At 53.1% G+C, this 22,571-nt stretch carries 21 protein-coding genes; 14 read left to right on the top strand and 7 right to left on the bottom strand.

Going from position 1 to position 22,571, the window contains the following annotated elements; all coding sequences use genetic code 11:
• Nucleotides 1-35 precede the first annotated feature (35 nt).
• The 3 genes from pstB to RAC65_RS14810 all read left to right on the top strand — a co-directional run bounded on the left by pstB (nucleotide 36) and on the right by RAC65_RS14810 (nucleotide 2,913).
• Nucleotides 36-809: a phosphate ABC transporter ATP-binding protein PstB gene (pstB, locus tag RAC65_RS14820; protein ID WP_033737235.1), complete on the top strand. Its 774-nt coding sequence runs from the start codon at nucleotides 36-38 to the stop codon at nucleotides 807-809.
• A gap of 17 nt (nucleotides 810-826) precedes the next feature.
• The gene (gene phoU / locus RAC65_RS14815; RefSeq protein WP_006121211.1) at nucleotides 827-1,564 is read left to right on the top strand and encodes a phosphate signaling complex protein PhoU; all 738 of its coding nucleotides are present in this window, start codon (nucleotides 827-829) and stop codon (nucleotides 1,562-1,564) included.
• Nucleotides 1,565-1,674: 110 nt separating this feature from the next.
• Nucleotides 1,675-2,913: an MFS transporter gene (locus RAC65_RS14810; RefSeq protein ID WP_375096839.1), complete on the top strand. Its 1,239-nt coding sequence runs from the start codon at nucleotides 1,675-1,677 to the stop codon at nucleotides 2,911-2,913.
• Between the two features lie 38 nt (nucleotides 2,914-2,951).
• On the opposite strand, the gene xylB is transcribed toward RAC65_RS14810, so the two are convergent.
• Together xylB and xylA are read right to left on the bottom strand one after the other, a co-directional pair.
• On the bottom strand, nucleotides 2,952-4,397 hold the full coding sequence (gene xylB, locus RAC65_RS14805) for a xylulokinase (protein WP_375096838.1): 1,446 nt from the start codon (nucleotides 4,395-4,397) through the stop codon (nucleotides 2,952-2,954).
• Nucleotides 4,398-4,414: 17 nt separating this feature from the next.
• Entirely contained in the window at nucleotides 4,415-5,737 is a 1,323-nt protein-coding gene (xylA, locus tag RAC65_RS14800) for a xylose isomerase (protein WP_033737241.1), read from the bottom strand.
• A gap of 354 nt (nucleotides 5,738-6,091) precedes the next feature.
• Here xylA and xylF point away from each other — a divergent pair, with 354 nt between their 5' ends.
• The 6 genes from xylF (at nucleotide 6,092) to RAC65_RS14770 (ending at nucleotide 12,731) form a co-directional block, all read left to right on the top strand.
• A complete protein-coding gene (gene xylF, locus RAC65_RS14795; RefSeq protein ID WP_039339152.1) occupies nucleotides 6,092-7,084 on the top strand; it encodes a D-xylose ABC transporter substrate-binding protein in 993 nt (330 codons plus the stop codon).
• Nucleotides 7,085-7,110: 26 nt separating this feature from the next.
• Nucleotides 7,111-8,631: a xylose ABC transporter ATP-binding protein gene (locus RAC65_RS14790; protein WP_006121215.1), complete on the top strand. Its 1,521-nt coding sequence runs from the start codon at nucleotides 7,111-7,113 to the stop codon at nucleotides 8,629-8,631.
• Nucleotides 8,624-9,805 (top strand): xylose ABC transporter permease XylH, encoded by a 1,182-nt coding sequence (xylH, locus tag RAC65_RS14785; RefSeq protein ID WP_110268680.1) that lies wholly within the window; start codon nucleotides 8,624-8,626, stop codon nucleotides 9,803-9,805. The genes RAC65_RS14790 and xylH overlap by 8 nt, the downstream gene beginning before the upstream one ends.
• Before the next feature lie 93 nt (nucleotides 9,806-9,898).
• Nucleotides 9,899-11,074: a D-xylose utilization transcriptional activator XylR gene (xylR, locus tag RAC65_RS14780; RefSeq protein WP_033737245.1), complete on the top strand. Its 1,176-nt coding sequence runs from the start codon at nucleotides 9,899-9,901 to the stop codon at nucleotides 11,072-11,074.
• A gap of 675 nt (nucleotides 11,075-11,749) precedes the next feature.
• Nucleotides 11,750-12,187, top strand: a complete 438-nt coding sequence (locus RAC65_RS14775) for a GNAT family N-acetyltransferase (RefSeq protein WP_205957112.1) — start codon at nucleotides 11,750-11,752, stop codon at nucleotides 12,185-12,187.
• An 82-nt stretch (nucleotides 12,188-12,269) separates the two neighbouring features.
• On the top strand, nucleotides 12,270-12,731 hold the full coding sequence (locus RAC65_RS14770; protein ID WP_205957111.1) for an OsmC family protein: 462 nt from the start codon (nucleotides 12,270-12,272) through the stop codon (nucleotides 12,729-12,731).
• 106 nt (nucleotides 12,732-12,837) lie between these two features.
• Here the strand turns inward: RAC65_RS14770 and RAC65_RS14765 are convergent, their stop codons facing one another.
• Nucleotides 12,838-13,776 carry an omptin family outer membrane protease gene (locus tag RAC65_RS14765; RefSeq protein WP_033737252.1) on the bottom strand — a complete coding sequence of 313 codons (939 nt, stop codon included), beginning with the start codon at nucleotides 13,774-13,776 and terminating at the stop codon, nucleotides 12,838-12,840.
• A gap of 318 nt (nucleotides 13,777-14,094) precedes the next feature.
• On the opposite strand from RAC65_RS14765, the gene RAC65_RS14760 reads away from it, so the two are divergent.
• Together RAC65_RS14760 and RAC65_RS14755 are read left to right on the top strand one after the other, a co-directional pair.
• Nucleotides 14,095-14,283 (top strand): YjfB family protein, encoded by a 189-nt coding sequence (locus tag RAC65_RS14760; protein ID WP_006121221.1) that lies wholly within the window; start codon nucleotides 14,095-14,097, stop codon nucleotides 14,281-14,283.
• Between the two features lie 278 nt (nucleotides 14,284-14,561).
• The gene (locus RAC65_RS14755; RefSeq protein ID WP_375096837.1) at nucleotides 14,562-15,200 is read left to right on the top strand and encodes a LysE family transporter; all 639 of its coding nucleotides are present in this window, start codon (nucleotides 14,562-14,564) and stop codon (nucleotides 15,198-15,200) included.
• Here the strand turns inward: RAC65_RS14755 and RAC65_RS14750 are convergent.
• Nucleotides 15,171-15,989, bottom strand: a complete 819-nt coding sequence (locus tag RAC65_RS14750) for an AraC family transcriptional regulator (protein WP_110268677.1) — start codon at nucleotides 15,987-15,989, stop codon at nucleotides 15,171-15,173. The genes RAC65_RS14755 and RAC65_RS14750 overlap by 30 nt on opposite strands.
• Nucleotides 15,990-16,765: 776 nt before the next feature.
• Between RAC65_RS14750 and RAC65_RS14745 the strand changes: the two genes are divergently transcribed.
• The 3 genes from RAC65_RS14745 (at nucleotide 16,766) to RAC65_RS14735 (ending at nucleotide 19,650) form a co-directional block, all read left to right on the top strand.
• Nucleotides 16,766-16,981 (top strand): YdgH/BhsA/McbA-like domain containing protein, encoded by a 216-nt coding sequence (locus RAC65_RS14745; protein ID WP_033737256.1) that lies wholly within the window; start codon nucleotides 16,766-16,768, stop codon nucleotides 16,979-16,981.
• 301 nt (nucleotides 16,982-17,282) lie between these two features.
• Nucleotides 17,283-18,605 carry a PAS domain-containing methyl-accepting chemotaxis protein gene (locus tag RAC65_RS14740; RefSeq protein WP_033737258.1) on the top strand — a complete coding sequence of 441 codons (1,323 nt, stop codon included), beginning with the start codon at nucleotides 17,283-17,285 and terminating at the stop codon, nucleotides 18,603-18,605.
• A gap of 145 nt (nucleotides 18,606-18,750) precedes the next feature.
• A complete protein-coding gene (locus RAC65_RS14735; RefSeq protein ID WP_375096836.1) occupies nucleotides 18,751-19,650 on the top strand; it encodes a LysR family transcriptional regulator in 900 nt (299 codons plus the stop codon).
• Here the strand turns inward: RAC65_RS14735 and RAC65_RS14730 are convergent.
• The 3 genes from RAC65_RS14730 to RAC65_RS14720 all read right to left on the bottom strand — a co-directional run bounded on the left by RAC65_RS14730 (nucleotide 19,625) and on the right by RAC65_RS14720 (nucleotide 22,496).
• Nucleotides 19,625-20,425, bottom strand: a complete 801-nt coding sequence (locus RAC65_RS14730) for a substrate-binding domain-containing protein (RefSeq protein ID WP_375096835.1) — start codon at nucleotides 20,423-20,425, stop codon at nucleotides 19,625-19,627. The genes RAC65_RS14735 and RAC65_RS14730 overlap by 26 nt on opposite strands.
• A gap of 15 nt (nucleotides 20,426-20,440) precedes the next feature.
• Entirely contained in the window at nucleotides 20,441-21,742 is a 1,302-nt protein-coding gene (locus tag RAC65_RS14725) for an MFS transporter (protein WP_058701554.1), read from the bottom strand.
• Between the two features lie 337 nt (nucleotides 21,743-22,079).
• Nucleotides 22,080-22,496, bottom strand: a complete 417-nt coding sequence (locus RAC65_RS14720) for a VOC family protein (protein WP_058701540.1) — start codon at nucleotides 22,494-22,496, stop codon at nucleotides 22,080-22,082.
• Nucleotides 22,497-22,571 lie beyond the last annotated feature (75 nt).

Raw genomic sequence — 22,571 nt, 5'->3', positions numbered from 1 at the left:
CGGCCCTGTGCGGTGTCGTATAAGAGAGAAAAGCAATGAGTACTGCGACTGCATCAGCGGGTAAGATTCAGGTCCGTAATCTGAATTTTTACTACGGCAAGTTTCACGCTCTGAAGAACATCAACCTGGATATTGCGAAGAATCAGGTGACGGCCTTTATCGGCCCTTCAGGCTGTGGTAAATCCACTTTGCTGCGAACCTTCAATAAAATGTATTCGCTCTATCCCGAGCAGCGCGCGGAAGGGGATATTCTGCTGGACGGCGACAACATTCTGGCGTCCAACCAGGATATCGCTCTGCTGCGCGCCCGGGTTGGCATGGTGTTCCAGAAGCCGACGCCTTTCCCGATGTCGATTTATGACAATATCGCCTTTGGCGTGCGCTTGTTTGAAAAGCTGTCTCGTGCCGATATGGACGAGCGTGTGCAGTGGGCGCTTACCAAGGCGGCCCTGTGGACTGAAACCAAAGACAAGCTGCATCAGAGTGGCTACAGTCTGTCAGGCGGCCAGCAGCAGCGTCTGTGTATTGCGCGCGGTATCGCCATTCGTCCGGAAGTCCTGCTGCTGGATGAGCCCTGTTCAGCGCTGGATCCCATTTCTACCGGCCGTATCGAAGAACTCATTACTGAACTGAAGCAGGATTACACCGTCGTGATCGTGACACACAACATGCAGCAGGCGGCACGTTGTTCCGACCACACGGCGTTTATGTATCTGGGCGAACTGATTGAGTTCAGCGACACCGACACGCTGTTCACCAAGCCGGCACAGAAACAAACGGAAGACTACATTACAGGTCGCTACGGCTGATTAGACAGGAGATCGCCATGGACAGTTTAAATCTGAATAAACACATCTCCGGTCAGTTTAACGCTGAGCTGGAGCACATCCGCACGCAGGTAATGATCATGGGCGGCATGGTTGAGCAGCAGCTGACCGATGCCATTACCGCCATGCATAATCTGGACGGCGAACTGGCCCAGCGCGTCATTGATGGCGACCAGAAGGTCAACATGATGGAAGTGGAGATTGATGAAGCCTGTGTGCGCATCATCGCCAAACGTCAGCCGACCGCTATCGATTTACGTCTGGTCATGGCGATTATCAAAACCATCTCCGAACTGGAACGCATCGGCGATGTTGCCGAGAAAATCAGCCGCACTGCGCTGGAGAAGTTTGGCCAGCAACATCTGCCGCTGCTGGTCAGCCTGGAATCGCTGGGCCGTCATACTGTGCAGATGCTGCATGATGTGCTGGATGCCTTTGCGCGCATGGATCTTAACGAAGCCGTGCAGATCTACCGCGAAGACAAGAAAGTGGATAAAGAGTACGAAGGCATTGTGCGTCAGCTGATGACTTACATGATGGAAGATCCGCGGACGATTCCCAGCGTTCTGACGGCGCTGTTTTGCGCCCGCGCCATCGAACGTATCGGTGACCGCTGCCAGAATATCTGCGAAATCATTTTCTACTTCGTGAAAGGTCAGGATTTCCGTCACGTGGGCGGCGACAGGCTGGACGCGCTGTTATCCGGTGACGACGACGGTAGCAACAAACCGTCTTGATCTCGCGCAACCGTGCGCCATAAGGCGCACGGCTCCGGCTATTCTGCATAGACCCCATCCTCTTAGCTCTTTATACTTGCGCCAGTTTTTTAACCAACGGGTGCGCACTCATGTCCTCTTCTTTCCCTGTTAAGCAGAGCATTACGCCTGCGAAAGCGATGCTGGCTGCCGTCAGCGGTTATGCCATGGACGGATTCGATCTGCTGATTCTCGGGTTTATGCTGCCCGCTATCAGCCTGTCGCTGGCACTGGATCCGTCACAGGCTGGTTCACTGGTGACCTGGACGCTGATCGGCGCGGTCATCGGCGGCATTGTGTTTGGCCACCTCAGCGATCGCTATGGGCGCATTCGTGTGTTAACCATCACGATACTGATGTTCTCTGTCTTTACCGGATTGTGTGCAGTGGCGCAGGGTTACTGGGATCTGCTGGCGTACCGTACGCTGGCGGGCATGGGACTGGGCGGTGAGTTTGGCATCGGCATGGCGCTGATTGCAGAAGCCTGGCCGGCAGAAAAGCGCAACCGCGCCTCGGCCTGGGTCGGCATCGGCTGGCAACTCGGCGTACTGCTGGCGGCATTTATCACCCCGCCTTTACTGAGTGTGATTGGCTGGCGCGGCATGTTCCTGGTGGGATTACTGCCCGCGCTGGTGTCATTTGTTATTCGCCGCAGCATGGGCGAACCTGAGAGCTTCACCCGTCAAATTAAACATGTTCCCTCGCTGTCCTTTCACGCCCGACTGAAACTGCTGTTTAAAGACCGTGCCACCAGCAAAGCCAGCCTGGGGATCTTTATTCTCTGTTCCGTTCAGAACTTCGGTTATTACGGCCTGATGATCTGGATGCCCAGCTACCTGTCCTCTAACTTCGGTTTCAGTCTGACCAAATCCGGCGTCTGGACGGCAGTAACCGTGGTGGGCATGACCTTTGGCATCTGGCTGTTTGGCGTGCTGGCCGATCGCTTTGCGCGCTGGAAAATCTTCCTGCTTTACCAGTTCGGTGCGGTCGTGATGGTTGTGGTTTATGCGCAACTGCGCGATCCGACCGTGATGCTGTTTACCGGTGCGCTGATGGGCCTGTTCGTCAACGGTATGATTGGCGGCTATGGCGCATTGATCTCAGATACCTTTCCGCCGCAGGTTCGTGCGACCGCGCAGAACGTATTGTTTAATCTGGGGCGCGGCGTCGGTGGATTGGGTCCGTTGGTAATCGGGCTGCTGGCGGGTAAATTCTCCTTCGTGGCTGCTATCACGCTACTGGCCCTGATCTACCTGCTGGATATTGCAGCAACGCTGTTCCTGCTGCCGAAAAAGCAAAGCCAGGACGATGCGCTGGGGGCGATTGGTTAAAAGAAAAAGGGGCAACCCTGTTGCCCCTTTTTTCTGAATTACTGATTCATCAGCGGCAGCAACTGCTGATACAACCGACTGAACGTCTCACGTCTCGGCTGATAATGTGCATGACGAGCCGGATCTGGCTCATGGCGCTGCACCTGCTTCAGGGCCGGAATGGTCAGATTGTTATCTATTGCCATCTGCGCCAGTCGGGCGGCACCCAGCGCCGGGCCGACATCGCCACCTTCGCAGTAGTCCAGTGTTTGTCCGCTGATATCTGCCAGCATCTGCCGCCAGTAGCGACTTCGTGCTCCACCGCCAATCAGCATGATGCTTTCGGGTGTTACGCCGCAGTCGTGAACCACATCCATGCCATCCGCCAGCGCAAAACCGACGCCTTCCAGCACGGCGCGCGCCAGCTCGGGTCGCCCATGCTGGTGGGTAAACCCAAAGAAGCTGCCGCAGGCATGCGGATTATTATGCGGTGTGCGTTCACCGGAAAGATAAGGCAAAAAACACAAGGGGGGCGCATCGTCTTTTGCACGTTCCGCTTCGGCTAACAGGTGCGGGACATCATCGCAGCCCGTCAGTGACGCTGCCCAGTCCAGGCAGGAAGCGGCGCTCAGCATTACCGACATCAGGTGCCAGCGCTGCGGCAGCGCATGACAAAAGCTGTGTACCGCCTGCTCGGGATTGCTGAGATAGCCTTCGCTGACCACGAAGTACACGCCGGAGGTACCGAGTGACAACATCCCTTGCCCCGGCGCGACCATGCCGACGCCGACCGCGCCTGCCGCGTTATCGCCACCGCCCGCCACGATCGGCACCTGCGGCAGCGACCAGCGCTGCGCGATCGCGGCTGATAAAGTACCGGTAATCTGGTTGCCTTCGAACAGGGCTGGCATCTGGCTGTGATCCAGCCCGCAGGCCGCGAGCATCTGCTCACTCCAGTCACGCTTTTCCACATCCAGCCACATGGTTCCGGCTGCATCAGACATGTCGCTGGCAAACTCGCCGCTCAGGCGCCAGCGCAGGTAATCTTTAGGCAGCAGCACCCTGGCAATCCGGGCAAAAATGTCTGGTTCGTGCTGTTGCACCCATAATAGTTTGGGCGCGGTAAAGCCTGGCATCATCAGGTTACCGGTGATGCGCCGTGAGTCAGGTACCCGCTGCTCCAGTTCACGGCACTGATCGCCGCTGCGTCCGTCGTTCCAGAGAATGGCGGGACGCAGCACCCGATGCTGCGCGTCCAGCAAGGTCGCGCCGTGCATCTGTCCTGTCAGGCCCACAGCTTTCACCGTGCTCAGGTCGTGCCGTTGTGCCAGTGCCTGCATTGCCTTATCCGTGGCCTGCCACCAGCTTTCGGGATCTTGCTCGCTCCATAACGGATGCGGGCGGGAAACCGTTAGTGGGGCCGTTTCCACCGCCGCCACCTGCCCTTGCACATCCAGCAACACGACTTTTACGCCGGATGTGCCGATATCGATCCCGATTACCATGTCGCGCTCCTTACGGATTAGAAGTCATAGAGGTAATGATTCACCAGGTTTTCCAGTTGCTCCTGGCGACCGCTGCGATGTTGCGGATTGAACTGCTGCTGGTGCGCATGGGCCGCGAGCGTTTCCAGTGAAAACTCACCTTTCAAAATCTGCTGACCAAACTCCCCGTTCCAGCCGCTGTAGCGCTGTGCCACGCGCTGATCAAGCTCACCGTCAGACAGCATACGCGCCGCCACTTTCAACGCCAGCGCCATCGTGTCCATGGCTCCGATGTGTCCATAGAACAGATCGTACTTGTCGGTGCTCTGCCGACGTACTTTGGCATCAAAGTTTAAGCCGCCTGTGGTAAAGCCGCCTGCTTTGATAATTTCATACATCACCAGCGCGTTCTCTTCCACGCTGACCGGGAACTGATCGGTGTCCCAGCCACACTGGGCATCACCCCTATTGGCATCGACCGAACCAAATACACCCAGCGCAATTGCCGTCGCTATTTCGTGATGGAATGAGTGACCCGCCAGCGTGGCATGGTTGGCTTCCACGTTTACCTTAATCTCTTTTTCCAGGCCAAACTGCTTCAGGAAGCCATAAACCGTCGCGACGTCATAATCGTACTGATGTTTGGTCGGCTCTTGCGGTTTGGGTTCAATCAGGAGCGTGCCCTGGAAGCCGATTTTGTGCTTATGTTCAACGACCATCTGCATAAAGCGGCCAATCTGCTCGCGCTCCTGGCGCAGGTCGGTATTTAACAGCGTTTCATAGCCTTCGCGTCCGCCCCACAGTACGTAGTTTTCGCCCCCCAGCGTTTGGGTCGCTTTCATTGCACTGCACACCTGACTGGCGGCCCAGGAAAATACTTCCGGATCCGGATTGGTGGCGGCACCCGCACCGTAGCGCGGATGTGTAAAGCAGTTAGCGGTGCCCCAGAGTAGTTTTAAGCCCGTTTCCTGCTGTTTCGCCTGCAACGTATCGGTCATTACCGCCAGGTTTTCGCGATAGCTTTTTAAGGAGTCACCTTCAGGTGAGACGTCCACATCGTGGAAGCAGTAGTAAGGCACGTTCAGCTTGTGGAAAAACTCAAAGGCAACGTCCGCTTTCAGTTTGGCCAGCGCCAGCGCATCGCCCGCTTTTTGCCATGGACGATCAAAAGCGCCGACACCAAACATGTCCGCGCCATTCCAGCAGAAGGTGTGCCAGTAACAGGCGGCGAAGCGCAGATGCTCAGCCATGGTTTTCCCCAGGATGACTTCGTCAGGGTTGTAGTGGCGGAAGGCCAGAGGATTACTGGTTTTTGCGCCTTCGTAGCGAACGCGATCAAGCTGGTCAAAATAAGCGTGCATGGTTTGCTCCTTAACAGTGGTCCCGAATGGGTTACCCAGAAGCCATATTGTGCGTATCCGCTTTCTGACCACTCAATTACGATATTTCACACAGGCAGTAAGAGAATTATTTATTGTGCGCTTGCTCGCAAAAAAATATGACAATGAGATGACCTCATGCTGTGCAGTTTGCGGTAACGGCGAGTCTGAAAATGTTAAAATTTGGATCGCGCTCAAAAATTCAGAAATAAACCAAAAAACGTAATAGCCGGATAAAAATCAGTAATTGCTGGCAGGTAAAAATAAGGTGAACAATTCATCCGCCTGGTTCATAGCCTTACAACGACAATAACCGTTCCCTACAGGATGACCATGATGAAAATGAAACCCGCATTACTCGCTGCGCTTGCGGCGCTTACGCTGTTCAGTCAGGCCAGTCTGGCAAAAGAAGTCAAAATCGGCATGGCCATTGACGATTTACGTCTGGAACGCTGGCAAAAAGACCGCGATATCTTCGTTAAACAGGCGGAAGCAAAGGGCGCAAAAGTCTTCGTGCAGTCTGCCAATGGCAATGAAGAAACGCAAATGTCGCAAATCGAAAATATGATTAACCGCGGCGTGGATGTGCTGGTTATTATTCCCTACAACGGTCAGGTATTAAGTAACGTCGTGGCAGAAGCGAAACGCGAAGGCATTAAAGTTCTGGCCTATGATCGCATGATTAATAATGCCGATATCGATTTCTATATTTCGTTTGATAATGAAAAAGTCGGCGAAATGCAGGCCGAAAGCCTGGTGAAAAAAGTGCCCAAAGGCAATTACTTCCTGATGGGCGGATCGCCTGTCGATAATAACGCCCGCCTGTTCCGCGAAGGGCAGATGAAGGTGTTAAAACCCTCTATTGATAATGGCAGCATAAAAGTTGTCGGTGATCAGTGGGTTGATGCCTGGCTGCCGGAAAATGCACTGAAAATCATGGAAAACGCCCTGACCGCCAATAAAAACCACATCGATGCCGTTGTGGCCTCAAACGATGCTACCGCGGGGGGAGCGATCCAGGCGCTCAGCGCGCAGGGGCTGGCCGGTAAGGTCGCCATCTCCGGGCAGGATGCCGATCTGGCCGCCATCAAACGTATCATGAATGGCACGCAAACCATGACGGTGTACAAACCGATTAAAGAACTGGCGACTGAAGCAGCTAATGTCGCCGTCGAGCTGGGCAACGGTCAGACGCCAGCCAGCAATGCCAAACTCAACAACGGCCTGAAAGACGTGCCGTCGCGCCTGCTGACACCCATCGAGGTCAACAAAGACAATATCGACAGTACCGTGGTGAAAGACGGTTTCCACAAGAAGAGTGAACTCTGATCGCCATCCTGCGAAGGAGAAGACCGATGTTGCTGGAAATGAAAAATATCACCAAGCGTTTCGGCGCGGTGAAGGCGCTGGACAACGTCAGCCTGCAACTGGATGCCGGTGAAGTGCTGTCGTTGTGTGGTGAAAACGGCTCTGGCAAATCGACCCTGATGAAAATCCTGTGCGGACTGTATCCGCACGGGGAGTTTGAGGGGCAGATTCAGTTTTCCGGGGACCCGATCCAGGCACAGACTATTCGCGATACCGAACGCAAAGGGATTGTCATTATCCATCAGGAGCTGGCGCTGGTAAGGCAACTGACCGTGATGGAGAACATCTTCCTGGGCGCAGAGCTGGGGCGCTTTGGCATGGTGGACGATGAAACCATGACGCTGCGCTGCCAGCAGTTGCTGGAACGGGTCAAACTTAACGTCTCGCCCGACACGCGCGTGGGTGAGCTGGGCCTGGGGCAGCAGCAGCTGGTGGAGATTGCGCGGGCGCTCAACAAACAGGTGCGGCTGCTTATCCTCGATGAGCCGACGTCCTCGCTGACCGAGCAGGAAACCACGGTACTGCTCAGTATCATCCACAACCTGCGCGAGCACGGTATCGCCTGTATTTATATCTCGCACAAACTGAACGAGGTGCGGGCGATTTCGGACACCATCTGCGTGATTCGCGATGGTCAGCATATTGCCACTCGTCCGGCGGCGGGCCTGAGTGAGGACGATATCATCACCATGATGGTCGGACGTGAACTCACGGCGCTCTATCCACATTCACCTCACGAGATTGGCGACACGGTGCTGCAGGTCAGCAACCTGACGGCCTGGCACCCGGTCAACCGCCACATCAAGCGCGTGAATAACCTGTCCTTTACCCTGCGTAAGGGAGAGATCCTTGGTATCGCCGGATTAGTCGGTGCTGGCCGAACGGAAACCGTTCAGTGTCTGTTTGGCGTCTGGCCTGGTCGCTGGCAGGGTGAGATCCGGATTAACGGCAACAAAGTGACTATCCGCGACTGTCAGGAGGCGATCGCGCACGGCATTGCCATGGTACCGGAGGATCGCAAAAAAGACGGCATTGTGCCGCTGATGGGCGTGGGCAAAAACATCACTCTGGCGGCGCTGGATCAGTTCAGCCAGCGCCTGTCCACAATTGACGAAGCCAGCGAGCTGCACGCCATTAATGCCGCTATCGCCCGCCTGCGGGTCAAAACCTCGTCACCTGAACTGCCGATTGGCCGCCTCAGCGGCGGCAACCAGCAAAAAGCGATTCTGGCGAAATGCCTGCTGCTCAATCCAAAAATTCTGATTCTGGATGAGCCCACGCGCGGTATTGATGTGGGTGCGCGGCAGGAAATTTATGTGCTTATCAATGCGCTGGTACAGCAGGGCATCTCCGTCATTGTGATCTCGTCTGAGTTGCCCGAAGTGCTGGGCCTCAGCGACCGCATTCTGGTGATGCATGAAGGGCAAATCAAAGCCGATCTGATTAACGACAATCTGACTCAGGAGCAGGTGATGGAAGCCGCTCTGCGGAGTGAACATTATGCTTAACAGCGAAACCAAGCCCGCCGTATCGACGCCGGCCAACAAGCCCGTCTCCAGCAAGCTCGGCCTGCGTAATTTGCAGGTGCTGGTCATGCTGGGGGCGATTGTGTTGATTGCCCTGTTTTTTACCTGGACTACTGACGGTGCCTGGCTCAGCCCGCGCAACGTCTCTAACCTGCTGCGCCAGACGGCGATAACCGGCATCCTGGCGGTGGGCATGGTGTTTGTCATTATCTCCGCTGAGATCGACCTCTCAGTTGGCTCTATGATGGGGCTGCTGGGCGGCGCGGCGGCGATCTTTGACGTCTGGCTGGGCTGGCCGCTGCCACTGACCATTGTGGTCACGCTGGTGCTTGGCCTGCTGCTGGGCACCTGGAATGGCTGGTGGGTGGCTTACCGCAAGGTGCCTTCGTTTATCGTAACGCTGGCCGGTATGCTGGCGTTTCGCGGCATCCTGGTCGGTATCACCGACGGAACTACCGTTGCCCCGACCAGTCCGGCGATGTCCCAGATTGGGCAAAGCTATTTGCCAGGCGGCTTCGGTTTTGGTTTTGGCTTTATCGGCCTGGCACTGTTTATTCTGTGGCAGTGGCGCTTACGGCTGCGTCGTCAGCAGTTGGGGCTGGCTCAACCGGCGGCAACCGGCACCGTGGCACGCCAGGCGATCACCGCCGTGCTGGTGCTGGGGGCGATCTGGCTGCTGAATGATTACCGTGGCGTACCTACTCCGGTACTGCTGCTGGCATTGCTGCTGCTGGCGGGAATGTTTATGGCCACCCGCACGGCTTTTGGCCGCCGCATTTACGCCATCGGCGGCAATATTGATGCCGCCCGGCTTTCCGGTATCAATGTGGCGCGCACCAAGCTGGCGGTGTTTGCCATCAATGGCCTGATGGTGGCGATCGCGGGGCTGATCCTCAGCTCACGTCTGGGCGCGGGATCGCCTTCTGCCGGAAACATCGCCGAACTGGATGCGATTGCAGCCTGTGTTATCGGCGGCACCAGCCTGGCTGGCGGCGTCGGATCCGTCGCCGGGGCGGTGATGGGCGCGTTTATCATGGCCTCGCTGGATAACGGCATGAGCATGATGGATGTGCCGACCTTCTGGCAGTACATCGTAAAAGGGGCGATTTTGCTGCTGGCGGTCTGGATGGACACCGCAACGCGCCGCCGTATGTAATCGTGTGAACGATCACACTGTGGCGCAAACCATTTCTGTGATGCATCCAGCTGTGCTATGCAATTCGCTGGGAGTTAACGGGACGCTGCCACTATGCATGAGAAACGATACCGCATTACCCTGCTGTTTAACGCCAACAAGGTTTACGATCGTCAGGTGGTTGAAGGCGTTGGCGAGTATTTACAGGCTTCACAGACAAACTGGGATATTTTCATTGAGGAGGATTTCCGCTGCCGCATTGACAATATCCATGAGTGGCTGGGCGACGGCGTGATTGCGGATTATGACGACAGCGCCATTCAGCGTTCGCTGGCAGACGTGGCGGTGCCGGTCGTCGGTGTGGGTGGCTCCTATCATCGTGAAGAGGATTACCCGCCGGTACACTACATTGCCACCGACAACAGCGCGCTGGTGGAAAGTGCCTTCCTGCACCTGAAAGCGCGCGGTATCAACCGTTTTGCATTTTACGGTTTGCCGGCTTCCAGTGGTAAACGCTGGGCACAGGAGCGCGAACTGGCGTTTCGCCAACGCGTCATGCGTGAGCGCTATATGGGCGTGGTTTATCAGGGCATGGAAACCGCCTCTGAGAACTGGCAGCACGCGCAAAACCGCCTGGCCGACTGGCTGCAAACCCTTCCCCCGCATACCGGCATTATTGCTGTCACTGATGCACGTGCGCGTCATCTGCTGCAGGCCTGCGAGCACCTGAAGATTCCGGTGCCTGAGAAGCTGTGCGTAATTGGCATCGACAACGAAGAACTGACCCGTTATCTCTCTCGCGTCGCGCTTTCCTCGGTAGTTCAGGGTTCACGACAAATGGGTTATCAGGCCGCTAAGCTGTTACACCGCCTGCTGGATAAGCAGGTTCTGCCGCTCCAGCGCATTCTGGTACCGCCAGTGAAAGTGATTGCCCGCCGCTCAACCGATTTCCGCTCGCTGCACGATCCTGCAGTGATTCAGGCGATGCATTTTATCCGTTTTAACGCCTGTAAGGGCATTAAGGTGGAGCAGGTACTGGATGCCATTGGCCTGTCGCGTTCTAACCTGGAGAAGCGTTTCCGTGACGAAACCGGCGATACGATTCACGCCATGATCCATCGCGAAAAGCTGGAAAAGGCAAAGGAACTGCTGGCGGGCTCGTCACTCAGTATCAATGAGATCTCGCAGATGTGTGGTTATCCCTCATTGCAGTATTTCTATTCGGTGTTCAAGAAGAGCTATGCGACGACACCGAAAGAGTACAGGCAGGAAAATGGAGAAGTGGCGTAAGAAGGCGACGTTGGCATTTCTGTGAGTACATGAATGAACCGATGACCTGTCGCCATCATCTATAAGGAAGCCGGTCCGAATGTCCTGGGCTGGCTTTCCACTTATATTTTCTCTGAAAGACAAGACGAGAATGTCAGAATGAATATATTCAACTGAGTAACACCGTAAGGCATATTAAAGTAGCTATAAAAGATTTAATTCGTTGATTTATATAATTAATTATTCAAAATTTTCTGAGGTTATGTTCTGTTAAACAGTGTGGCAGAGCTTGCTGTCACTCTGTTTAACAATCACCATGATCCATGGTCACCCTTTTTTTGAGGGACTGTGTAGTTCAGTGCTTTTCTGACAGACTGTCGAAAATATACTTCTTTATATTATGGTTTTCTTTGAGAAAGGGCTGGGCCGCTGCCTCGCTTAAGTAGGAATCGCAAAATTCCACAGCCATTCGTAATACCCTGGTTGAATGCGCCTGCGCTGTCATCGTTATTATGGTCATCAGCCACGATTTTACAGACTCCATCGAATTAAGATAGCTTCTGAGGGAGACAGCTGCTTTACTGATTGAGCAGGCTCCAACAAGCCGTCAGTCGCTGTTTTCGTATCCGCGATGTGTAGCGTCGTCATGGCATTACAGCGGCGAGTTATCTGGCCCATTGACTAAAAGGAACGTCAATGCTTAACGTTCGTAATGCCCTGCCGGATGATTACGCAGCCTGGCTGGGGCTCTGGAAAGATTACCTGCTGTTTTATGGTCATCACCTGGATGAGAGCGTCACGCTATCTACCTGGCAGAGAATCCATTCACCTGACTCCGCGCTCATATGTCGACTCGCCGAACACAACGGCAGCGTGATCGGTTTCGCGATATGCGTGATACACGAAGGGACCTGGGTCACCCAGCCCGTATGCTATCTGGAAGATCTCTTTGTTAAGGAAAACAAGCGCGGCGTAGGTGCGGGAAAAGCCCTAATCGTAGCAGTCTGCGATGAAGCCCGTGAACTGGGTTGGGCGAAAGTATATTGGGTGACAAATGAAAACAATCCTGCCCGCAGATTGTACGATAAGCTGGCACAGGTGGATGATATTGTCCGTTATAACATCAGGCTCTGAGCATCAATCCGCTGGGCTACAGGCCTGAAATCACGATGGGCACTTTCTCCAGAATCACCTTCAGCCTTTAAAAGGATGCAAGATGGCTAATCGGGAACATCATTACCATATTCACATTCGCTGGACCGGTAACCGTGGCAGCGGTACAGATTCCTACACCGCGTACGATCGCAATGGTGAGCTTGCCGCTGAGGGGAAAGCGACCATCGCACTGAGTGCCGATCCGGCCTTTCGGGGCGATGCCACGCGCTGGAATCCCGAAGAACTGTTGCTGGCCTCGGCGTCCGCCTGCCATAAATTATGGTATCTGCATCTGTGCGCTGATGCTGGTATCATCGTCGAGGCTTATGAGGATGCGGCGGAGGGCACAATGGTCGAGGGTGAGCGGGGGCATTTCACGCAAATCACGTTGAAGCCGTTGGTCACATTGCGCGATCCGGCAGACGCTGCGCGCGCAGAAGCGCTGCACCACCATGCTCACGATGCGTGTTTTATCGCGAATTCGCTGAATTTTCCGGTGAGTTTTGTGCCGCGGTTTGTTTGAAACTGCAATCATATATAGCAGTTGTTATTACCAAATCAGAATAACTTTCTGGGAATATTTAAATTTAAAGGCGAAACTATGTTTCGCCTTAATTATTAACGTCTAATTAAAAGCGATATTGCAATCCTGCTGTAACCGTATAATTGTGGTTTGCTATGCCTGCTGCGTCACCATCAATATTCCCGGACTGGCCACTTACATTATCAAAAATTTGTGTGCCACCTTTACCTTCTTCGTATTTACTGTAAGTAAATTCAGCGAAGACTTTTGCGTTAGGTGTAACGTAATAACCGGCATCAACAGATGCACCGTAGTAGCGTGAACTGGATGTTTTTTCGCGGAAGGTTAACTGGCGCACATAGTGCTCGTCATTATCGTGAGCATTCACCCAGTCGCTGAATTTAAGTAAAGCACCAAATTCGAAATCATTGATGCGATAGCGTCCTGTCAATCCTACATATGGCATTGAAAAACGCTGACTGTAACCGATACCTGTTTGATCTCTGGGGAAATCTCCTACCAGCGTACCATTGTCGTAATTGAAAGAACCGCCAATTGCAGTCCAGCTGAATCGGGTTTCCTGATAGCCTGCTACAGCGCCTACTCGGTAGTTATCTCCCTGCAGGAACCAGCCTTTCAGATTGAGATCGTATTCATTTGCGTAGTTCATACGCGTATAAGGATGCGAGGAATGATCGGTCCAGTTACCTTGATTGCTATCCTGCCAGTCATAATCATCCAGATGGCCGGAACCACTGGCCAGAGAAGTCCACCCACGCGCGTTAAGCGTCAGAAATGGGTAGGCATCCCATGAAATGTCACCTTTCAGAATGGCAACGTTTTTTATCTTCCAGTCAAGCTGACTGATTTTCCGTCCAGTATCAGGGTCGTAAACAAGTTCTCCTGATTTACCGCCCAGCATACCTGTTGAAGCAGATACACTGAAACTATCAGCTGATAAATCGGGTGTATAAGATGTTTTCTCAGCATGAACACTTGCTGAAGCCCCTGCCATCATCATCATTACAAAAATGCTTTTTTTCATTTTTATCATCCTGTTTTTTGTTAAGGAACTCCTAAGAGCAGGGCCAGAATAAAATAGAGTGGCGTTGTTAAACAAGTTAAACAATTATGAAATTTAAAAATCCTAAAAAAATTGTAAGTATTACCCTGGAGGCTGGAGTATGTTGTTACGAATAAGTCGTGTATCGTGTGATTCTTCTGGATTAATAAATTTTTCCAATATTTAACTGGCACTAAAGTTTTAATACTCAGAGCCGATACTTTATGCGCCACTGGCGAAATCCGTCGCCAGTATTATGTGACCCCCGTTTGGGGCTCAGTCAACATAAGGAGCAACTGCATGGATATTCAGCAACTCACAACGCTGTCTGCAGGGTTAGATCAATGGCAGGCACGTGGTGAAGCCAATGCGACGCTGTTAAAGAAAACCCTGAACCAACAGGCAGATACCATCACTACACTGGTGGAAGGCGTTACTGCCCTTCCCGCGAACCCGGCTGTAGGGCGGAACATTAACACCACCGCCTGATTATTCTGCTCCAGGTTCCCCGGGCGGATCATGTCGTACCGCCCGCTTTATTCCCTTTCCCCGTCGGCTGAATTTCCCTTCATCCCTTCGCTGCAATTTTTTCCAATACCTGAGCTGAGTAAAAGAATGAAATAAGGTATCACTCACGGTCAGGCAGGGAACTCGATGACGCCGCTTCAGTTTACGCTTCGCTCTCCAGAATGGGCTCTTTTTACAGAATTTACAGGCACATATCAGGTGGCGCAGCGCGAGGTTCTTTCGTGCAGGAGTGCAGTGCGATGATGTCCTTTTCGACGGGGTTTTTCTTAAGTCTGTCACTGTGTCTGGATATCGGCATTGCCAACATCGCAATGATTACGCTGGCAATGCAGCGGGGATATTTTCAGGGATTTTCGCTGGGCATCGGCACCTGTATAGGCGATCTTTTTTATGCCGTGCTGGCGCTGGCGGGCATGGCGGTGTTGCTGCAATTCGAGATAGTGCGATGGATAATCTGGTCGGTTGGAGGGCTTCTGCTGACAGGGTTCACCGTTAAAATGCTGATGGCTGCCTTCAATACAGTTAACGATATCGACACATCACAGGTGACTGTCAGGCTGTCGCTGTTCCGTGAGTTCCGTCGCGGAATTGTACTGGCCCTGTCCTCACCCACCGCCATTCTGTGGTTTGCGACGGTGGGTGGCGCGCTCATTTCCCGTTTCGGGGAGCAAAACCTTACCGGAACCACGCTATTTCTGAGCGGTTTTTTTCTGGCCGGGGTGATATGGACGGGTGTGCTCTGTCTGGTTGGCAGCGTGGGCGGCAGGCTATTAGGACAAAAGTTGTTGAGATATTCCTACATGCTTTCTGCCCTTATCTTTGCCTGTTTTGCTTTTTACGTCATCGTTTCAGGTTATAAAGAATTTTTGCTTTCCTGAACCTACCTGTGAAGCATAGTGTTTGGGCGTGGTGCCCATTACTTTGCGAAACGCATTGATAAAATGGCTTTGATCGTAAAATCCCAGGCGATGCGCGGCGTCCAGAGGATGCTGATTCTGTCGCAGAAGCGCCCGCGCTGCACACAGGCGAAGCTGCATGTGATACTGCAAAGGTGGAAGCCCGGTATAAGCAGTAAAACGCCTCACCAGCGCGTATTTGCTTATTCCCGCTACCTGCACCAATGCATTCAGCGTAAGCTTCATGTTCACATGCTGGCGCATAAAAGCAATGATGCGGTCCAGGTCTTTATCGACCACGGCATCTCGCGTGACTTTCTCAGAGAACAGTTCTGCGCACAACAGCAAAAGTGCCTGCTCTTCCTCTTCGCTGTCATGGTGTTGTGTCAGTTGGGCATAGCGACATATAGCGTTAAATAACCCCTGATGCGTGAAAACGCCTTCAGTTAAAACGGGTGCCTCACAGTGACTGCTGAGATTTTGGCTGAGATTGAATGTTTTTAATAGCGTCTGCGGAATATGGATGCTGAGGAATTCAGCGCCGTGCTGATCGAAACGTGAAGACTGGATGCTGGCCGGATTATACAGAGTGATCTGGCCCGCATTGACCTGCAGTGTCTGGCCATTAAGTGTGATTTCCTCAATGCCCGACAGGTTGGCGCTAAGCACATATTCATCGTGCGTGTGTTTTGGAAAGGTTGCGTTATGCGCTTTAACGCGCGAGCACTCCATACCATTGCGACTAAACCAGTCCAGAGCGTACAGCGCCATTAAAGCTCTCCTCCACAAAATATCAGCGCGCAGATGGCGCTGATAAAGCCTCTCAGCAGACTATATCACCCCGATGAAAAGACGCACATTAACGCGTAATATTCCAGTCGCTTTTGCCACAGGAAAAAACAGGTAGTTAAAGAAAAGAGCGGAGGAGGGCGAAAAGGCATGATTTTTCAGGATTACTGGCAAATTTTAGTGCGCTTTGCTTACCTGGAAAGCCGAAAGCCGAAAGCCGAAAGCCGAAAGCCGAAAGCCGAAAGCCGAAAGCCGAAAGCCGAAAGCCGAAAGCCGTGACAAACAAACCCATCCGCTCTCTGGAATCTAAGCCATGGGTTAACACGTAAGAAACCAACAGGGGAAAAAGGCGCGCTACGTACTAACGTGCGCAAGCAGTAAAGCATTATCCTGTTTGTCGTCTGGCAGCAGTCATCAAGATGTGTGCGCTTAAAAGCGCACAACCTTCGCAGTTAACCGCCCTTAGTGCGCAGATAAGATCTGCCAGACAGGTGAGATATCCTTAATCCCTGGCATAGCAAAACGTGAAATATAGCTGCAGCTCGCGCTGAGCCTCTGCTTTTCCTGCCTCAGTCACCCTTACCAAAAACGTTATATGTCAATTCCGCAACGTCGGCATGAGGTTTTAGCTATCAGCGTGATAGATAGCAGGATCACAATTGCGGCACTTATTGTTAACTTTGTATTAATAACTATGGTTATCATTACTCCCATCGAAAGCACACTGCTTTCCCGCTTACATGATAAGGAACCGGATTATGAAAACCATGAAAACACTTTCCCTTGCTGCCGTTGCTGCGCTTTCACTGATGTCAGCCTCTGCTTTTGCGCAAACTGTCACCGCAACTGGTTCCACCCTTGATGGTACCGAAGCGAAAATTGCAGCCCAGGCTGAACAGCAGGGTGCGCAGTACAGAATCATCGAAGCCAACACGAACGACCGTGTCCACATGACCGCCGAGCTGTATAAATAACCGCGTCGTGTTGAAAGATGCGCAAAGAGCTGCCTGATGGCAGCTTTTTTTTGGTCGCTGCAGAGCGTGAAAAGGACGGTTTATGTCGACAGTGACGTAAACCCGGTGTGCAAATAATTTTCCACTTAATGTCAGTCATTACGTTTTAACGCGGCCAAAAAAATAAAGGGCGTTGTATTCATCCTTTAATTAACGTTATTAGCCCGGTCACAATCTGTTGCCTGTTTATTCTCCATTGTCTCAAGCCTGCTCTTTCTTCTGCCGATAAACTCTCCAGACCACTCAACATGGCAGTATAAAAATGACAATTCTAAAAAAATTATTTTCCCTTTTCTCAAAACACCAGCATAAACACGCCGCCGATTCGCTCAAAGCACTGAATGATGCCATTCCGATCATCGAGTTTACGCCAGAAGGCACGATCCTTCGGGCAAATGATCTTTTTCTCAACAAGATGGGCTATGAGATAAAAGAAATCGTGGGTCGTCATCACAGCATGTTTTGCTCGCCCTCGCTGGTCAACTCAGCCGAGTATCGCCAGTTCTGGCTACGGCTGGCCAGCGGCAAGAGCTTCAGCGGTAAATACCTGCGTTTGGGCAAAGATAATCATCCCGTCTGGCTGGAAGCCAGCTATGTGCCAGTAAAAGATCGGCAGGGTCGGGTGATTAAGGTCATCAAGCTGGCGGCTGATATTTCCGAGCGTATCAGCGAAGCGCAGCAGCAGGATGCCATGGTACAGGCGATCAGCCGCTCAATGGCCGTCATTGCATTTAATAAGGCCGGGGAAGTACTGGAGGTGAATGAAAACTTCCTGAAAGCGACCGGCTACAAAGCCGATGAGATCCTCGGGCGGCATCACCGTATGTTTTGCTCTGAGGAACTGCGTAACAGCCAGGAATATCAGCAGTTCTGGCAACGCCTGAACCAGGGCGAATTTTTTTCCGGCCAGTATCCGCGCCTTAACCGCCAGGGTAAAACCATCTGGCTGCGTGCAACCTATAACCCGGTTTTTGATACCGAAGGCCGGTTATATAAGATCGTGAAATTCGCGACGGATGTGACGGAGCAGGTGTTGCAAAACCAGCAGGAAAACGAAGCCGCTCAGCACGCATGGAAGATGGCGCAACAGACACGTGAAAGCTCGGTAACGGGTGCCGATGTCATCGAAGACAGCGTCAGAACGATGGCGGAAATCGCCAATGAGATGAACAGCGTTTCGGCGGATGTCTTTGGCCTGAACGGCCAGTCTGACCGGATTGCCGATATGGTGCATTCCATTCGCAATATCGCCGAGCAGACGCGCTTTATTGCGCTGAATGCAGCCATTGAGGCTGCCCGCGCCGGCACGTCGGGGCGCAGTTTTGCCATCGTAGCCGCCGAGGTACGCACGCTGGCGGCACGTATTAACGAAGCGACAGAAGAAATAGGACGCGTGGTGTCCAGTAATAATCAGCTGGCGAAAAAGGTGCTGGAAGACATCGAAAATAACCTGAAAAACACGGCGCGTGGAGTTAATCTTATGCGTCAGGCGGGTGAGGTAATCGCCAGTATTCAGAGCAATTCTGAGCGCGTCGAGGAAGCGGTCAGAAACGTTTCCCGTTCATCCACGCCGCATCCTGTCTGAGTATTTTTCCCGGTCGCCTGCCTTCACGGGTGACCGGTTTCCCCGCTTAACACCCGCCGTTTCGCGCATATTTCACTTTGTTTGCTGTTAAGCGATAAGGCACTATGGTTCCAGCCTTTTCAACATCACGGGAATGTCTGTCGCCATGCCGGTTAATTTCGATCTTAACGATCTGTACGCGTTTCGCGCCCTGGTCGAATATGGCAATTTCCGCATTGCAGCGGAGTCCATTTGCCTGTCCCAGTCGGCCCTGAGCCGCAGGATTGAAAAGCTGGAAACGGCACTGGGGATTAAGCTGTTCGACAGAACCACGCGCCGGGTTACGCTTACGCTTTATGGTCAGACATTTGCCGCACGTTCGGAGCAGCTGCTCGCTAATTTTGAAGAGGTTATGGCCGATATCAGTAAAGTCAGCCAGGATCGGACCGGACTGGTGACGGTGGCGACGGTGCCCTCTGCGGCCTACTATTTTATGCCGGATGTCATTCGCCGCTTTCAGGCCCGCTATCCTCGCGTACGCGTCAAAATCATTGATAGCAGCGCAGGCAACGTGATCGAGGCGGTAACCAGTGGTCAGGCAGATTTTGGCATTTGCTTCTCCGGCAATCCACCACCTGGCACCAAATTTTTACCCCTGGTTGAGGATGTTTATGTTGTCGCCTGCCGACACGACCATCCGCTTGCCAGCCGTAAAGGACTGACATGGCAGGAATTTTATCAGCAGGATTATGTGGGGCTGGATAAGACGTCGGGTAATCGCAACCTGCTGGACTCTGCCCTGGGTCATGTTGTTCCGGCGCGTCCCAGTATCTGTGAAACCCGACATGTGACCACGATGCTCGGTATGGTTGAAGCGGGAATCGGCATTGCTGCCGTGCCCGCCATGTCGATGCCGTCATCCGGTCATTCGGTGCTGGTGCAGTTACCCCTCACCGATCCGGTGGTGAAACGTACTGTAGGGCTGCTCAGACGCAGCGGACGTATTCAGTCGTATATTGCAGCAGAACTGGAAAAGCTCATTACTGAACAGTATCACGCTGCGTAACAGGCTGCTGCGTTTTCACCGAGTGCAAACCGGTTGCGTGAACGACCGCCTGCGCCTGGGCTGAGGCCAGGAAATCAAGTAGCGCTTTACCTGCTTCCGGATGCACGGCTTTCGCCGGGACAGCGCCCGCGAAGCGGGTAATGTACTGGACATCGTCAGGCAACTCGCCAACAAAAGTCACGCCCTTGACGGGCAGCAGTTCGCTGACCTGCTGCAGTCCCAGTGCATAGTGGCCTTTTGCCACTTCCGAGGCGACAGGAATACGTTCGACCTGATGTGCTTTGACTTTGTCTTCAATGCCTAACTTCTTAAACAACTCGCTGCTGACATACTGACCGCTGGCGCTATCGGAATACGCAATAGACTTCGCGCTCAGTAAGGTTTGACGTAATTCGTCATCCGTCTTAATTGCGGGCTTAGCGTCGCCTTGCTTCACGACAATACCAATCGGCGAGTCAGCCAGCTCCACGCGTGAGCCGGGTTTTATCCACTTGTCTTTTTCCAGCTGAGTCAGCGCATTGCCCACCATAATTACCGCATCGGCCTTTTCACCACGTGCCAGGCGGTTAGGGATTGCCTGCGGGGTTTTACCCATTGAAGGGCCGGATACCAGGATAATTTTGTCACCGCTTTGGGCTTCAAACTGAGGCGTGAGTTTCTCCAGGGCGGCTTTAAAGCCACCAGAGATCATCACGGTCACGTCCTTTGCCAGTACCGTCGTGCTGACGGTTGAAAGCACGAGGGTGGCAAGGAGTGATCGGTATAGTCGTTTCATAATGGAGTCCCTGACTTAATGTTTAACGGCGGGTTGTAAATTGACAGCGCTGCGGCGGTAAAGATACAGCGTCGCCAGTAGGGCACAGACGGCAGCAAAGCTCATCCAGTAACCGGGTGACGCTTTATCGCCGGTGTACTCTATCAATGCGGTTGAAATCACCGGGGTAAATCCGCCAAAGACAGCCGTTGCGAGGCTGTAAGCGAGTGAAAAGCCCGCCACCCGAACTTCGGTTGGCATAATCTCGGTCAGGGCAGGAATCATCGCACCGTTATACAGGCCGTAGATAAATGACAGCCACAGCAGTACGGTCAGCATCATCGTAAAACTCGGGGCTTCGGCCAGCAGCGTCAGGGCCGGATAAGCCGTTGCCAGGGCCAGCAACGTCATGGCAATCAGAACCAGTTTACGTCCAAAGCGGTCAGACAGGGCACCCCCGACCGGCAGCCAGAGGAAATTGGAAATGGCCACCAGCAGCGTAACCAGCAGGCTGTCAGACGCACTGAGCATCAGCACCTTCTTGCCGAAGGTGGGGGCATAAACGGTAATCAGATAGAACGCTGTTGTGGTCATCGCCACCATCAACATGCCCGCAACCACTACCTGCCAGTTAGCTAACAGGGTTTTAAAGACCTCGCGCATCGCCAGATGCTTACGGCGAGCATTAAATTCCTGCGTTTCTTCCAGCTTACGACGCAGAAAGAAAATGAAAGGCACAATCAGGCAGCCAAACAGGAACGGAATACGCCAGCCCCATTCACGAATCGCGCTCTCTTCCAGGGCGGCATTCAGGGCAAAGCCCATGGCAGCGGCAACCATAATGGCGACCTGCTGGCTGCCCGACTGCCAACTGGTATAGAAGCCTTTACGGCCTGGCGTAGCGATTTCGGCCAGGTAAACCGACACGCCGCCCAGTTCGGCACCGGCAGAGAAGCCCTGCAACAGGCGACCGATAAGCACCAGCATCGGGGCCCAAAGGCCAATGCTCTGATAAGACGGAATTAATACAATCAGAAAGGTGCCCGTAGCCATAATGGACAGGGTTACGATCAATCCTTTGCGTCTGCCGACTTTATCAATATAAGCGCCCAGCACCACGGCGCCGATCGGGCGCATCAGGAAACCTGCGCCGAAGACGGCAAAGGTCATCATCAGTGAGGCGAACTCACTGCTCGCCGGAAAGAAAGTATGCGCGATGTAGGTGGCATAAAAACCAAACAGAAAGAAGTCAAACTGTTCCAGAAAGTTGCCCGAGGTAACGCGCAAGATGGCGCCGATTCTGGCGCGAGTGGTCATAGGTGAAGTCGAGGAATGCATCGGTATCTCCAGTTTATCATTGACGCTTTTTGCTGCGCCTGTTGCTGAAGACTGGATCAGGAAAATAAAGTAAATAAGCGCAATAAACTCATCGACTGATGCGCTATGCGCATTAATGGCCGTTAACAATTACATTGGGCTATGTGCAACAAGGCTTTAACAAGTTTGCCGGGCGGGTGGACGTTTAACCAGCCCGAAAAACCGAATGCGCGTTTTGTGACAGGGTTCATATGGGTATTTAAAGGAAAAGGGGTAGCGTAAAGCCTTTGTCAGGTTCTATCAGGCGACGCGCGCGTTCGCCCCGTCGCGAGTGAAATCATTCCAGACAGGAGGCGGGTTAGCGGCCGGGCTGAAAAAGCTCGACGAGCATCTTCTCGTTATCATGAATGAAAGCGAAACGATCGCCATCGCCGTTGGGTACGGCACGGGGCGGGGAAACGATCTCGACACCTTTTGCCTGCAGTTCCGCAACCGCCTCATTGAGATCGTCGACCTGAAGCGCGAAATGGTTGATACCGCCGATTTTCAGATTGGTTTCTGCGCATTGCCGCTGTGGATCCATCGGGGTGGCCTGCGCATGTTGAAACAGCTCCAGTTTCACATTGCCCCGCGCAATAAAAACAACCTGTACGCCCGGCCAGCCATAATCATACAGACGCGTAAATCCCAGCATTTGGCTATACCAGGCTTCACTGGCTTCAATATCCTGAACCACAATACCGATGTGATGAAATGTATTACCGATTGCCGACATGGTGCTTTTCCTTATCAGGTCGCTGAGGTGAATGTCGTGTTGACACGGCAAGGCGGTGTAGCGCGCCCTTCGTAC

Origin of the sequence: Pantoea sp. BS_8, assembly GCF_041954965.1 — a bacterium.
Lineage (GTDB): Bacteria > Pseudomonadota > Gammaproteobacteria > Enterobacterales > Enterobacteriaceae > Pantoea > Pantoea stewartii.
Note: the sequence above shows the minus strand (reverse complement) of the source record. Positions and strands in the feature narration are given on the sequence as shown.